Origin of the sequence: Cellulomonas sp. Root137 (assembly GCF_001426725.1) — a bacterium.
Classification (GTDB): domain Bacteria; phylum Actinomycetota; class Actinomycetes; order Actinomycetales; family Cellulomonadaceae; genus Cellulomonas.
The window spans coordinates 444,194-457,829 of sequence record NZ_LMFG01000003.1; the positions used below are offsets into that span (position 1 = coordinate 444,194).

Annotated in this window: 14 protein-coding genes; all 14 read right to left on the reverse strand. The window is 72.0% G+C overall.

Going from position 1 to position 13,636, the window contains the following annotated elements; all coding sequences use genetic code 11:
• Nucleotides 1-10: 10 nt before the first annotated feature.
• Nucleotides 11-1,249: a maltose ABC transporter substrate-binding protein gene (locus tag ASD18_RS17150; RefSeq protein WP_056094940.1), complete on the reverse strand. Its 1,239-nt coding sequence runs from the start codon at nucleotides 1,247-1,249 to the stop codon at nucleotides 11-13.
• A gap of 231 nt (nucleotides 1,250-1,480) precedes the next feature.
• Entirely contained in the window at nucleotides 1,481-1,897 is a 417-nt protein-coding gene (gene nusB / locus ASD18_RS17155) for a transcription antitermination factor NusB (protein WP_056094946.1), read from the reverse strand.
• 1 nt (nucleotide 1,898) lies between these two features.
• Nucleotides 1,899-2,462 carry an elongation factor P gene (gene efp / locus ASD18_RS17160; protein ID WP_056094949.1) on the reverse strand — a complete coding sequence of 188 codons (564 nt, stop codon included), beginning with the start codon at nucleotides 2,460-2,462 and terminating at the stop codon, nucleotides 1,899-1,901.
• A gap of 123 nt (nucleotides 2,463-2,585) precedes the next feature.
• Entirely contained in the window at nucleotides 2,586-3,026 is a 441-nt protein-coding gene (locus ASD18_RS17165) for a type II 3-dehydroquinate dehydratase (RefSeq protein WP_056094952.1), read from the reverse strand.
• 30 nt (nucleotides 3,027-3,056) lie between these two features.
• Nucleotides 3,057-4,181, reverse strand: coding sequence for a 3-dehydroquinate synthase (gene aroB / locus ASD18_RS17170; RefSeq protein ID WP_056094954.1), 1,125 nt, complete (start codon nucleotides 4,179-4,181; stop codon nucleotides 3,057-3,059).
• Nucleotides 4,178-4,726, reverse strand: a complete 549-nt coding sequence (locus tag ASD18_RS17175; protein ID WP_369817314.1) for a shikimate kinase — start codon at nucleotides 4,724-4,726, stop codon at nucleotides 4,178-4,180. The genes aroB and ASD18_RS17175 overlap by 4 nt, the downstream gene beginning before the upstream one ends.
• Before the next feature lie 5 nt (nucleotides 4,727-4,731).
• Nucleotides 4,732-5,922 (reverse strand): chorismate synthase, encoded by a 1,191-nt coding sequence (gene aroC, locus ASD18_RS17180; protein WP_056094959.1) that lies wholly within the window; start codon nucleotides 5,920-5,922, stop codon nucleotides 4,732-4,734.
• 73 nt (nucleotides 5,923-5,995) lie between these two features.
• The gene (locus tag ASD18_RS17185; RefSeq protein ID WP_056094962.1) at nucleotides 5,996-6,781 is read right to left on the reverse strand and encodes a hypothetical protein; all 786 of its coding nucleotides are present in this window, start codon (nucleotides 6,779-6,781) and stop codon (nucleotides 5,996-5,998) included.
• A gap of 1 nt (nucleotide 6,782) precedes the next feature.
• Nucleotides 6,783-7,484 (reverse strand): PilN domain-containing protein, encoded by a 702-nt coding sequence (locus ASD18_RS17190; RefSeq protein ID WP_056094964.1) that lies wholly within the window; start codon nucleotides 7,482-7,484, stop codon nucleotides 6,783-6,785.
• The gene (gene pilM, locus ASD18_RS17195) at nucleotides 7,481-8,545 is read right to left on the reverse strand and encodes a type IV pilus assembly protein PilM (protein ID WP_056094968.1); all 1,065 of its coding nucleotides are present in this window, start codon (nucleotides 8,543-8,545) and stop codon (nucleotides 7,481-7,483) included. The genes ASD18_RS17190 and pilM overlap by 4 nt, the downstream gene beginning before the upstream one ends.
• A gap of 112 nt (nucleotides 8,546-8,657) precedes the next feature.
• Nucleotides 8,658-9,443 carry an A24 family peptidase gene (locus tag ASD18_RS17200; protein WP_056094971.1) on the reverse strand — a complete coding sequence of 262 codons (786 nt, stop codon included), beginning with the start codon at nucleotides 9,441-9,443 and terminating at the stop codon, nucleotides 8,658-8,660.
• Nucleotides 9,440-11,011: a hypothetical protein gene (locus tag ASD18_RS17205; RefSeq protein ID WP_056094973.1), complete on the reverse strand. Its 1,572-nt coding sequence runs from the start codon at nucleotides 11,009-11,011 to the stop codon at nucleotides 9,440-9,442. The genes ASD18_RS17200 and ASD18_RS17205 overlap by 4 nt, the downstream gene beginning before the upstream one ends.
• A 35-nt stretch (nucleotides 11,012-11,046) precedes the next feature.
• Nucleotides 11,047-11,748: a type II secretion system protein J gene (locus ASD18_RS17210; RefSeq protein WP_056094976.1), complete on the reverse strand. Its 702-nt coding sequence runs from the start codon at nucleotides 11,746-11,748 to the stop codon at nucleotides 11,047-11,049.
• Nucleotides 11,741-13,528: a prepilin-type N-terminal cleavage/methylation domain-containing protein gene (locus ASD18_RS17215; protein WP_056094980.1), complete on the reverse strand. Its 1,788-nt coding sequence runs from the start codon at nucleotides 13,526-13,528 to the stop codon at nucleotides 11,741-11,743. The genes ASD18_RS17210 and ASD18_RS17215 overlap by 8 nt, the downstream gene beginning before the upstream one ends.
• Nucleotides 13,529-13,636: the final 108 nt, after the last annotated feature.

Below are 13,636 nucleotides of genomic sequence, written 5' to 3' on the forward strand. Positions count from 1 at the left end.
CCGGACGCGCCTACTGCTCGAGCGCGCCCGGCGCGATCGCCGCGGCGATGCTCGCCACCATCTCGTCCCACAGGCGGTGCGCCTCTCCGCTGCGCGAGATGACCAGGTGCTCCGAGCCGCCCCAGAAGGTCCAGACGACGGACATCTGCGGGATCGAGGGCATCGGCGCGCCGTCGGCGCCCGCGGCCGAGAACCCGCGGACGACGGCGTCGTCGGTGATCTCCTCGACAGCGGCCCGCAGCGCGGGCGCGCGCCCGCTCTCCCGGTAGAGGGTCAGCTGGGCGTCCGGGGCCGCCAGGAAGCCGGTCACGAAGTCGGTGGCCGCCGCTGCCCGCAGGCTCGAGCTGTTGACGAACGCGCCCTGCACGCCCACGAACGGCTGGGACGGCAGCGGGCCCGCGGGCGGTACCGGCAGGACGCTGATCTGCAGGCCGGCGTCCACGAACTCCCCCGTGCTCCACGGCCCGGTGACGATGTAGGGCGACTGACCGGCCAGGAAGGCGGCCTTGGCGACGTCGGAGGTGATGGCGGGGTCGAGCACACCCTGCTCCCCGAGCGCCGCGAGGTAGTCCGCGTACGCGTGGCCGGCGTCGCCGCCGAGCGCCAGCTGGTCCGAGTAGGAGCCGTCCTCGTTGGTGGCGAACACCGGCGCACCGAACGAGGTCTGCAGCGGGTACAGGTGGTACGGGTCGCTCGCGGCCTCGGTCTGCTGCAGGAGCACGGGGTACGCGGCGTCGCCACGCTCGACGAGCTCCTGGCCCTGGGCGACCAGCGCGTCGAACGTCGCCGGCGTCGACGACACGAGCGCGTCGTTGCGGACCAGCGCGACGTTCTCGGTGGAGAGCGGGACGCCGTAGGTCACGTGGTCGTACGCCATGGCCTCGACCGCGACGGGGACGAACGCCGACCGGTCCGGCAGCTCGATCGGCAGGACGCTGCCCGTCGACACCAGCTGACCGAGCCAGTCGTGGGCGCCGATCAGGACGTCAGGGCCGTCTCCGCGGTCCACCGCCTGGGAGTAGTCGTCGCGGATGGTCTCGTTGTCGTGCCCGACCACGTGCACAGCCACCCCGGTCTCGGCCGTGTACCGCTCCCCCAGCGACTCGAGGACGGCGGTGCGGGACTCGTCGGCCCACACGGTGATCTGCGCGCTGGGGTCGACGGCGCTCTGCGCGCCGCTGGAGCACGCCGCGAGCGAGAGGATGGCCAGGGGTGCGGCGAGGAGGGCGTGGCGGATGCGACGGTGCATCGGTGGCTCCGGGTTCGACGGTCGGGCACGACCCGTCGTCGGGCCGCGGCGTGCCCGAGGTTAGGGGTGGGGAACCACCCGTGCAAGACGTTGCTGCAACTTGCAGGCACCTGTTGCAGGCCCCACCTGCACATTCACTGCTCCCCGCCCGACCACGATCACCCGGACGGCCCAGGCGCGGGTACGACGACGCCCGCGCTCCCCTGGGGGTGCGCGGGCGTCGACAGCAGGTCAGGCGAGCAGCGTCGGCTTGAGGTCGACGATCCGGCCCAGGAGCCCGTTGACGAACTGCGGCGAGTCGTCCGTGGAGAGCGACCGCGCGAGCTCGACGGCCTCGTCCACGGCAACCGCGTCGGGGACGTCGTCGTTGAAGAGGATCTCCCACGTCCCGATGCGCAGCAGGGCACGGTCGACCGCGGGCATCCGGTCGATGGTCCAGCCGTGGGCGTGCGTCGCCAGCAGCTCGTCGATCCGGTCCTGCTCGGCGATGACGCCCTCGACCACGTCCACGGAGTACTGCGGCAGCGAGGCCTCCGTGCCGGGCTGCGCGATGCGGTCCGCGAGCAGGCTCACGGGGTCGACGCCGCGCTGGTCGGCCTCGAAGAGGACGTCGAGGGCCCTCTTGCGGGCCTTGGTGCGAGCTCCCACCTCAGTCGCTCACGCGGCCCAGGTAGCTCCCGTCGCGGGTGTCCACCTTGACCTTCGTGTTCGCCTCGAGGAACAGCGGCACCTGGATCTCGTACCCGGTCTCGAGCGTCGCGGGCTTGGTGCCGGCCGACGAGCGGTCGCCCTGCAGGCCGGGCTCGGTGTAGGTGACCTCGAGGATCACCGACGGCGGGAGCTCGACGTAGAGCGGCACGCCCTCGTTGGTCGCCACCATCGCGTTCTGGTTCTCGAGGAGGAAGTGCGAGACGTCGCCGACCGTGACCTCGGGGATGTGGATCTGGTCGTACGTGTCCGTGTCCATGAACACGAAGTCCGTGCCGTCCTTGTACAGGTACTGCATGTCGCGCTTGTCGACGTTCGCCGTCTCGACCTTCAGGCCGGCGTTGAACGTCCGGTCGACGACCTTGCCCGACATGACGTTCTTCAGCTTGGTGCGGACGAAGGCGCCACCCTTGCCGGGCTTGACGTGCTGGAACTCGATCACGGTCCACAGCTGGCCGTCGATCTTCAGCACGGTGCCGTTCTTGAGGTCGTTGGTGGTCGCCACGATCGTCGCTTCCTGTCGAGTGAGTTCTGTGCGGTCCGCCGGAAGCGCGGCCCCTGCAGGGCGTGCGCGGCCTCCCCGGCCGCAGACCGCCGACCATCGTACCGTGCGACGACCTGCCCGCCGTCACACCCGGGCGGCGACGACCTCGAGCGCGAGGCGGTAGCCGTGCACGCCAAAGCCGGCGATCGTGCCCGTGGCGATCGGTCCGACCACGGAGACGTGCCGGAAGGACTCGCGCGCGTACGGGTTGGACAGGTGCACCTCGACGAGCACGAGCCCCGCCTGCGTGACCTGCGCGGCGGCGTCCCGCAGCGCGTACGAGTAGTGCGTGAACGCGGCCGGGTTGAGCGCCACGTGGGCGCGCGCGTCGACGGCCTCGTGCAGCCAGCCGACCAGCACGGACTCGTCGTCGGTCTGGCGCACCTCGACCTCGAGGCCGAGCTCGTCGGCCCAGCCGGCGACGGCCGCCACCAGGTCCGCGTGCGTCGCGGAGCCGTACACCTCGGGCTCCCGCACCCCCAGCCGACCGAGGTTGGGACCGTTGAGCACCAGCACGCGCGTCATGCCGGGAAGCCTAGGTGACGGTCGTGCTGGTCAGAGGGAGATCGCGCGCGACGGGGCCGGGGCGCCCTCGCTCAGCTCGGCGTACGCGGCGGCCAGGAGCGTCGGGTCCGGCCCCTCCAGACGCACGGGCTTGCCGATGTCCTCCAGCACGACGAACCGCAGCAGGTCTCCCCGGGTCTTCTTGTCCCGGCGCATGGCGGCCAGGAGCCGGTCCCAGCGGTCGCCGCGGTAGGTGACGGGCAGCCCGAGCGAGGTGAGGATCGCGCGGTGCCGGTCGACGACCTCGTCGGGGAGCCGCCCCGCCAGCCGCGCGAGCTCGGCGACGTAGACCATTCCCACCGAGACGGCGGCGCCGTGCCGCCACTGGAAGCGCTCGACGTGCTCGATCGCGTGCGCGAACGTGTGCCCGTAGTTGAGAATCTCGCGCAGGCCGCCCTCACGGAGGTCCTCCCCCACCACCCGGGCCTTGACCGCCACGGCGCGCTCGACGAGCTCGAGCAGCACCGGTGACGACGCCGCCGTCACGGGATCGGTGAGGACGTCGGTGTGCGCCTCGACGAGCTCGAGGATGCGCGGGTCCGCGATGAAGCCGCACTTGACCACCTCGGCGAGCCCGGCGACGAAGTCGTGCTTCGACATGGACTCGAGCGCAGCGAGGTCGCAGAGCACCCCGGCGGGCGGGTGGAAGGCACCGACGAGGTTCTTGCCCTCGGCGGTGTTGATCCCCGTCTTCCCGCCGACGGCCGCATCGACCATCGCGAGCAGCGTGGTCGGCACGTGGACCACGCGGATGCCACGCAGCCAGGTGGCGGCGACGAACCCGCCGAGGTCCGTCGTCGCGCCCCCGCCGACCGCCACGATCGCGTCGGAGCGCGTGAAGTCCGCCTGCCCGAGGACCTGCCACAGGAACGCGGCGACCTGGGCCGTCTTGGCCTCCTCCGCGTCCGGCACCTCGGCGATGAACGCCTCGTACCCGTGCGCTCGGAGGTCCTCCCGGACCGCGTCGGCGGTCGTCGCCAGCGCCGCGGGGTGCACCACGAGGACCCGTCGGACGCCCGGGCCCACCAGGTCAGGGAGTGCGCCGAGCAGGTTCCGGCCGATGACGACGTCGTACGGCTGGTCGCCGGAGACCCGGACGGTCCGCGACTCGGTCATGGAGTGCTCCCCTCGCCGCGGCGCAGGACCGCGAGCTCCTGTTCGATCAGCTCGGCCACGTCGGCGGGCCGCTGGCCGTCCGTGAGCACGCGGACGGTCGCCAGCCGCTCGTAGACGGGCCGACGGGCCTCCATGAGCGCCTGCCACTGCGCCCGCGGGTTGCCCAGCAGCAGGGGCCGCGACTGGTTGAAGCCGACGCGCGGGGCGGCGTGGGAGAGCGTCACGTCGAGGAAGACGACGACTCCTCCGCCCGCCGCGTACGTGGTCAGCAGCTCCTGGGTGCTCTCGTCCAGGACGGCGCCCCCGCCGAGCGCCAGGACACCGTCGTGATCGGCGAGCGCCTCTCGGACCGCGTCCCGCTCCAGGTCGCGGAACACCGGCTCGCCGTCCTCCACGAAGATCTCGGCGATCGACTTGCCCGCCGTGGCCTCGACGTCCGCGTCGGTGTCCCGCACGGTCAGCTGCCACCGCTCCCCGAGGGCCAGCGCGACCGTGGACTTGCCGGAGCCGGGCGGGCCGACGAGGACGATGTGCGGGCCTGGCACCGGGCTCACGCCAGCAGGTCCGGGATCGACGCCACGTACGCCTCGAGGTTCCGGCGAACCTCCGCGACGGAGTCGCCGCCGGTCTTGGCCAGCAGCGCGTCGGCGAGCACGAGGGCGACCATCGCCTCGGCGACCACCGCGGCCGGCGGGACCGCGCAGACGTCCGAGCGCTGGTGCTGGGCCTTGGTCGCCTCACCCGTCGCGGTGTCGACCGTGTCGAGCGCGCGCGGCACCGTCGAGATCGGTTTCATCGCGGCACGCACCCGCAGGATCTCGCCGTTGGTCATCCCACCCTCGAGACCGCCGGCGCGGTTGGTCCGCCGCACGATCCGCCCGGACGCGTCCCGCTCGATCTCGTCGTGCGCCTGCGACCCCCGTCGGGCAGCGGTGCGGAACCCGTCCCCCACCTCGACGCCCTTGATCGCCTGGATGCCCATGAGCGCCGCGGCCAGCAGCCCGTCGAGGCGCCGGTCGGAGTGCACGTACGACCCGAGCCCGGACGGCAGCCCGTAGGCGAGCACCTCGACGACGCCGCCGAGGGTGTCGCCGTCCTTGTGGCACTCGTCGATCTCCGCGACCATCGCGGCCGAGGCTGCCGGGTCGAAGCAGCGCACCGGGTCCGCGTCGAGCGCGGCGGCGTCGTCCGGTGTCGGAAGAGCAGCGTCGTCCGGTGCGAACACCGGCCCGATGCTCACGACGTGCGACACCAGCCGCACGCCGGCGGCCTGCTCGAGGAACCGTGCCGCCACCGTGCCGAGCGCCACGCGGGTGGCCGTCTCCCGGGCGCTCGCGCGCTCGAGGACCGGCCGCGCGTCGTCGAACCCGTACTTGCGCATGCCGACCAGGTCGGCGTGCCCCGGCCGGGGTCGTGTCAGGGGGGCGTTCCGCGCACGGAGCAGCACGTCGGGGTCCGCCACGGGGTCCGACGACATCACGTCGACCCACTTGGGCCACTCGGTGTTCCCGATCTCGATCGCGACCGGACCGCCCTGCGTCCGGCCGTGCCGCACGCCGCCGAGCAGCCGCACCTCGTCCTGCTCGAACTTCATCCGCGCACCGCGGCCGTACCCGAGCCGGCGCCGGGCGAGCGCCTTCTGGATGTCGGAGCTCTGCACCTCGACGTCCGCCGGGAGGCCCTCGAGGATGCCGACGAGCGCCGGACCATGGGACTCACCGGAGGTCAACCAACGCAGCATGGACGGATCCTCCCATGACGAGGTCCACCCCCCGGGCTGGCGCCCGGAGGGTGGACCGTGAGTGCGACGTCGGTCAGCGACCGGCGACCGGCACCAGCGGGTTCTTGCCCGGAGTCGCACCCGGGAGCACCGGGGGTGCCGCGGCCGGGTCGACTGCCGGAGGAACGGCGAGCGCATCCGGGAGGGCGTACGTGTAGCCCGTGATGATGAGCTCCTGGTCACCCACCGCCGTGGCCGGCTTCCCGCTCCCGGCGTCCTGCTGGTCCTGCGCCGTCGCGGTGAAGCCCGTGACGAGGAAGAGCCGCTGCGTGGAGTTCTGCAGGTCGTTCAGGAACGCGAGCGTGTTGTCGTACGTCCCGAGCGCGGTGAGCGAGAACGGGATCGCGGTGAAGCCGGCCGGGCCGTTGGCACCGGCGGTGGTGGCGGGTGCGACCGCCGCCTCGTCCGACTCCGAACCCGACTCCTCGGTCGCCTCCGGCACCGGCGCGGTGACGGCCGGGACCGCGAGCACGACCGACTGCGGGACCGACGGCGTGACCGCCGTCAGCGTGACCGAGTGGGCGATCGCGATCATGTCCAGCTGCCGCAGGTAGTCCGAGAGCATGGCGTCCGTCGGGATCTGCAGCTGGATCCCGGCGAGCTCGGCCCGGTACTCCGGCAGCTTCTCGAAGTCGGACCTGAGCTTGGTCACCTTGAGCTCGAGCAGCTCGTTCCGCTCCCGGGTGCTCTGCGCCTCGGACCGGATCTCGGACGCGGCCGACATGGTCGGAGAGATCGCGAGGAACCACGCCGCCGCGGCGATGACGAGGCCGATGAAGACCGTGCCACCGATCCAGGTGCTCTTCTTGGCGCCGCCCATGTCAGCCCTCCCCTTCGGTGCCGGCGTCGAACCGGTGCGAGTACGTCGCGTCGGTCAGCTGGACCGTCGCAGAGACGGTGTAGAACGTGCCCGTGTCGTCCTCCGACACCGCGGCGGACGACACCCACGCGTCGCCGAAGCCGGGGATCGCGTTGAGCGAGTCGATCAACGCGGAGGTGTCCGGAACGGTCAGGGAGCGAGCGGTGAACGCGAGCTGCCCGACGCTCGGCGCCTGCAGCGGGTCCGTCGGAGGAGCCGGCGCGACCAACGGCGTGGCACCGACCGAGATGATCGACTCGATGCTGACACCGGCCGGCAGGACGCTCGTGAGGGCGTCGAGGTAGGGCTTCCACTGGACCTCGGTGGACATGCCCAGCGTGCGCGCCGTCTCCGCCTGCTGCAGGGCGTTGAGCACCTGCGGCACCTCGGCGTACTTGGCGGCCTCGTTGTCCAACCGGGTGGTCTCGGCCTGCGCCTCGGCGAGCTCGGAGGCGGCAGTCGCACCCGAGATGAGCGCGAGCCCGAAGGCGCCGATGCACAGGAAGACCGTCACCACGAGGCTGATCAGCAGCCAGCGCTTGGTGACCCGCAGCCCGCGCGCCGCGCGGACCTCGGGGGGCAGCAGGTTGACCTGCGGCAGCGTTCCGCTCAGGGCGGTGCCGGCGGTCGACCGGGACCGCGGGCGTTCGATCAACGTGGTCATGCGGCAACTCCGTAGGCCAGTCCGACGGGAAGGGCGATGAAGGACTCGTGCCCGTTCAGCGCGTCGCGCTGCACGGACTTCGCGGACCGGAGCCCGGCGAGCGGATCACCGAGCGTGACGGGCAGCCGGCTCGCGCTCGACAGGTACTGGCCCAGCCCGGGAAGGTGCGAGCCACCGCCGGTGAGCACGCAGACGTCGATCCCTGCGCCCGGGTTGTTGCTCGAGTAGTAGACGAACGTGTTACGCACCGACTCGACGAGCGCCCGGACGACCGTGCTGATCGCCTCGGCGGCGTCCGCGCGCTCGGGACCGACGGCGTAGCCGATGCCGATCTCGCGCTTCACGGCCTCCGCCTCGGCGGCGGCGATGCCCAGCGCGCTGGCGACGGCGTTGGTCACGTTCTGGCCGCCGGTCGGCAGCGAGCGCACCAGCCGGGGCGATCCCTGTGCGGAGATGACGACGGTCGTGATCGAGGCGCCGATGTCGACGAAGGCGGCCGTGGACTGCGCGAGCTCGCCGCGGGCCAGGGAGCGGTGCAGAGCGAACGCGTTCAGGTCCACCATCCGCGGCCGCAGGCCGGCGCCCTCGACCGCCAGGATGTTCGCGTTGACCGTGTCGCGCTGCGCGGCGACCAGCATGCCGTGCACCGTGCGGCCCTGGGGTCCGTCGGACTCGGAGGTCGGGAAGTAGTCGAGCAGCGCGTCGTCCGTGGACATGGGCAGCAGCTCGCTGACCTGGTACGGCAGCGACGCCTTCAGCTGGCTGAGGGGCATCCACGGCAGGTCCAGCTCGCGGACGATCACGCGCTGGTTGCCGACGCCGATGACGACGTCCTTGGACTCGAACTTCGCCTGCGCCCAGAGCTGGCGCAGCGCGCTGGAGACGGTCTCGGGCTGCACCACCTCACCGTCGCGCACGGCGCCGAGCGGGAGCGCGACCTGGCCGAAGCGCACGAGCGTGGGAGGCGTCTTGCCCTGAGGTCCGCCGTTCCCGAACTCGAGCTCCGCAGCGCGGACGCACGACGAGCCGATGTCCAGCCCGATGACGCGTGTGGTGGCCACGAGGGTCCTTCCTACGTACGGATGAGTTCCTTCGTCCTATCGGGTGTCGCGACGGCCGACTTGAGCACGTTCGGCCGATCTTGTGCGCCCCGTCCGCGGACGACTGCCCTGCTCAGAGCGCGCCGAGGTACCAGGCCCAGAGCGGCTCGCCGAGGACGATGCCGACGGCGGCCCCGAGGAGCATCCAGGGGCCGAAAGGGATCCCCGACTTCCGGCCGGCGCGTCCGGCGAGCAGCAGCCCCACCGAGAACAGCCCGCCCAGGAGGAAGGCCGCGAACCAGCCCGTGAACAGCGCGCCCCAGCCGAACCAGCCGAGGTACAGCCCGAGGACGCCGGCGAGCTTCACGTCGCCGAACCCCATCCCGGCCGGGTACACCAGGACCGTGACGAAGTAGACGAGGAACAGCGCGGCGCCCCCGATCAGGGCACGGACGAACGCCGACCAGTCGGAGGTTCCCCCGGGGTTCCAGCTGGCGAGCGCCAGGAGAACCAGCGCCACCGGGTAGGACGGGAGCACGATCGCGTTCGGGAGCCGCTTTGTGTCGATGTCGATGAGCGCGAGGGCCACGGAGACGGCGGCCAGGTAGAGCAGCGCGGGCAGCGTCCACGCAGGGCCGGTGAACCAGGCGGTCAGGCCGAACAGGACCGCCGTGCCCGCCTCGACGAGGGGGTAGCGCGCCGAGATCGGGTTACCGCAGTCCCGGCATCGCCCGCGCAGCAGCACCCAGGACACGACGGGCACGTTGTCCCGCGCGCGGATGACATGGCCGCAGCGGGGGCACGCGCTCGGCGGGTGCGCCACCGACTCACCGCGCGGCACGCGCCACACGACGACGTTGAGGAACGACCCGATGGCCAGACCGACGACGACGGCGACCGCCACGAGCAGGCCGGTCACGGGTTCCTGATCTCGCGCTTGAAGACGACGTCCACGCGGTACCCGGCGCTGCTGATCGGGTCGGTGCTGGGGAGCACGACACCCGGGATGCCGATGGGGACGTAGTTCATGGTCATCGAGTTCCGGAGCTGGACCGTCCCGCCGTAGAGCTGGCCGTAGAAGTCCGTGGAGTTGTTGGTGTCGATGGTGCACGGCGTGTACATGAACAAGGTGATCGGCGCGATGGCGAGCGATCCTGAGTCGTTCTTGATGTTCCCCGCACCGCCGCTGCACTCCGCGATCCCGTTCGGGATGCGGTCGGGCACGATGACCCAGAACTTGTGCTGGGCGCCGTCCGCCGACGTGACCTTGAAGTCACCGGTCGAGTAGAAGCTCTTCGCGAAGATCACCATGTCGGACCGCAGCTTGATGTTGAGGCCGCCCTCGAACCGGGTCTCCGCGCAGTTGGTGGTGTCGAACACGGTCGGCACGGTCGGGCCGACGAGGGGCCCGTTGGCGTCATAGCTGGCACCCGCGACCCTGCACTGGTCCCTGGCCGGGTTCATCGCGTCCGCCCAGCTCGGCGCTCCGTTGGCGGCGGCCTGCGCCCGCACCCACGTGCGGTACGCAGCCTGCCGGTCGCCGGTGTTGACGAACCCGGTCCAGTCCGCCGGCCGGTACAGGACCTCGGGAAGCTTCACCGGGACATACTGCGGGATGTTCGCCGGCGCCACGCCCTGCCGGATCGCGCCGCCGACGATCGGGGTCCCGCCGGACAGGGCTCCCGTGAGCACGACGTCACCGCCGATCCTCGTGCCCGCGGCCAGGGACGCGTTCGCCGTGACGTAGAGGCTCTGCCCGACCGTCTGCAGGCCACCGGGAGCGGCCTGGTGCACCGTGAGCTGCTTCTTGCTCCAGAGGTTGCCCGTCACCCGGCAGCTGTTCGAGATGTCGACCGTGCCGTTGACCACGATCAGGTTGCCCTTGATCTGCACGTTCGAGTTGCAGTTGACGTTCCCGCCGTCCACCCACACGTCCACGTCGGTGTCCGGGAGCGTCGTGGTGACCGTGAAGTTGTTCGTGGTCATGATGCTGTTGGCCGCGAAGATCGCGGCACCGCTGCCCTGGGTGGTCGACGGGGTCAGGGCGACCTTGGACTGCACCGTCCGCCGGGTCCCGTCGGCTGCGGTCGCGGTCGCGGTGACCACCGCCGACGCGAGGGGCCCGCCCGTGAGCGATCCCCCGGGACCGCAGGTGAGGAGCACACCGGACGCGGAGAAGTACTGCACCGTGGCCGTCGCGGTCGTGCGTGACGGTGACGTGCCTCCGTTCAGCGGCCCGGCTGCGGGCCAGCTGCACGGCGTCCACGTCTCCAGCTCGGCGTAGACCGCGTCGACCGCTCCCTCGGCGGTGTGGATGCCGGAGGTCCGCGCGCGGTCCTCCCCGGAGTCCTGCGACGCCGCGACGGCGTTGGCGACGACCACGGACACGAGCATGATGCCGATGAGTGCCACCGCGACGGCGGCGACCAGCGCGGCCCCCCGGTCGTCGCCGGAGGCGGCCAGGCGTCGGCGAAGGGCGTTCCGCATGGTTCTCGTGCTCCTGGGGTCGATGACGGGCGCGGTCACGGGGGTGGGACCGGGCTGCAGGTGTCCGCGGGGTACCCGAAGATCGTGTTGCGGCCGGTCAACGTCGACGTCACGGTCGCGGGCTTCGACGACGCCCGCTGGGCCGGGTCCTTCACGCGCAGGGTGACCCGGATGGTCTGGGCCGACGACGACGACTCGGCGTCCGTCGCCTGGACGAAGAACGGCGGCCAGGTGGCGGGGTCGGCGGCGACGACGGTGCTCGTCGCGGGCTTGACGATGTTCCGAGCGACCGTGCGCCACTGCTGGACGCCCCCGGTGGACTGCCACGTCGGTTTCCACGACCGGTACTCGAGCTCACCGAACGACGACCCGGCCGGGTAGCGCACGCGCCACTGCACGCACTGGAAGACGCCGTCGGTCTGCGTGTAGACGCGCAGCGCGTAGTACGGCTCCACGCCGGACAGTGCGGGACCCTCGTTGGCGGGGTCGGCGATGACGTTGCCCGACCGCACCTGACGGTCGATCTGCATGAGGCCGATCTGCGTCTCGTCGACCGCCCTGGTGCGAGCCAGGTTGTCCTTGGTCTGCATGCTCACCGTCACGAGCACGGAGAACACGATGGCGAGCAGGCCGCCGAAGATCCCCATCGACACGATGAGCTCGACCAGGGTCCAGCCGCTCTCGCGCCTCTCGCCCTGGGCGAGCCGGGCCCGGACGGCCCGCCGCAGCTCACGCACTCGGAGCCGCCTTGAACCCGGCGCTGGCCCGACCCGAACCCAGGCTCGCGGCCGCGGTGAACGCGGACGGGACACCTCCGGACGTCACGACGTACGTGACGGTCAGCGTGAGGCTGCCGGTGTCGGAGGTGATGGAGCAGCCCTGCCCCGAGCAGCCGACCGGGTCGGGGTTCGAGGCGATCGCCATGGCCGGGGTCACCGTCACGGTGGCGGTCGCGGACACGGTGACGGCACCGACCGTCACGGTCACCGTCGGCGTCACGACCGTGGCACTCGTCAGCCTGGTGACGGCGAGGGTGCTGTAGCCGGTGCCGTTCCAGTAGCTCACCGTCCCGCTGCGCGACGTCACGGCGGCGGTGGTCTTCTGCGAGGGACCACGCTCGACCAGCGTGGCGTCGGAGTACGAGGACACGGACGCGAGGCCGGACGGCGCCGCTCCCCCGGTCCAGGCTCCCCACCCGACGCTCGTCGCGCCGACGGTGCGCTTCACCGACGTCCCCAGGCAGCCCGCACCGGAGATCACCGCACAACCCACGGCGGCCGTCCCGGCGGCGGAGCTGAACCGAGCACCGAGCGTCTTCGCGGACCCGCCACCGGCCACGGAGGCCACCGTGAACGGCGAACCTCCCGCGGTGAGCACCACGGACCCGGTGCCACCACCGGTGAGGTCCGCGGCGGCACAGGCCTGTCCCGCCGGGATGCCGGCGGCGCAGGACAGGGTCGTGGTCGCCTTGAGACCGGCCGCCGCGCCGGTCGGCGGCACGAGCTGCAGCGTCGTGCCGGTCCCCGACAGGGTGAGGGGCGAGGCAGACCCGACGCCGGTGACGTCGGCGGGGTTGGCGGGTGCGGCGCCGGCCGACCCGGCGTCGTTCGACGCGTTGTTCGTCAACCGACCGCTTCCCGTGGAGACGGCAGCGACGTCGGCGTCCGCAGTGACCGACTGCGCTCCGGCGTGCGTCGCGGTCGCCTCCACCGCCGTCGCCTGCTGGGAGGTCACACCGACGCCCGCGGTGCCCAGGCTCAACGTGGCGACGGTCGCGTCCGTGCCCGGGATGATCGGCGTCGTGGGAGTCGTCACCGGCCCCGTGGGACCCGCACCGGCAGCCGTCACGGTCACGGTCGGGCCGATCGCGCCCGCGTCACCGGACAGCAGCGCCTGGCACGCGCCGAGGTACGGCTGGTTCGACGAGTCGCCGCAGCCGCCCGTTGGCGCGAAGGCCTGGGACCGCAGGATCACGTGCTTCTGGGTGGTCGACTGGTTCGCGCGCCACGACGTGACGACGGTGAGGGTGAGGACGGCGGCGGCGGTCTGCGGGGACCTCGTGACGTAGGCCCGGCTGGTGTAGACGACACCGGGGATCGACGGGTCCGGCTCCACGGTCTTGTTCGAGCCGCCCGCGCCCGACAGCGGCGCGCGGTCCGTCGTCTGGTCGGTGCTGGTCACCAGCGGTTCGTCGATCGAGGGGTCCGCGACGGGCCGCAGCCGCGACCCCGAGACGTTCGGGTCTCCCCCGGCGGCCGAGGCGAACGTCGAGCGCATGCCCTTGGACAAGGACGCCCACGGGAGGGCCCGCATCTGCTCCATGACCTGGTTGGCCACCGCCGTGCCCTGGGTGCGCTGGCGCGTCTGCGCGGTCGTCACCAGCGCGGAGGTCTGCACGGCCATCAGACCGAACAGCACGGCGGTGATGATCATCATGGCGATCAGCAGCTCGATGAGCGTGAAGCCGGACTCGTCGGACTGCAGACGCGCGCGCCTGCGCTGTGCCGGTGTGGCCACGATCCTCCGCTCCAGGTCCGTCCCGCGTGAGCGCGACGGGGAACGCGCTCCCCACCCAACGGCACCGGCGGGGGCGGTCCTGAGCCCGGCCGACAGACTGTGGCCGGA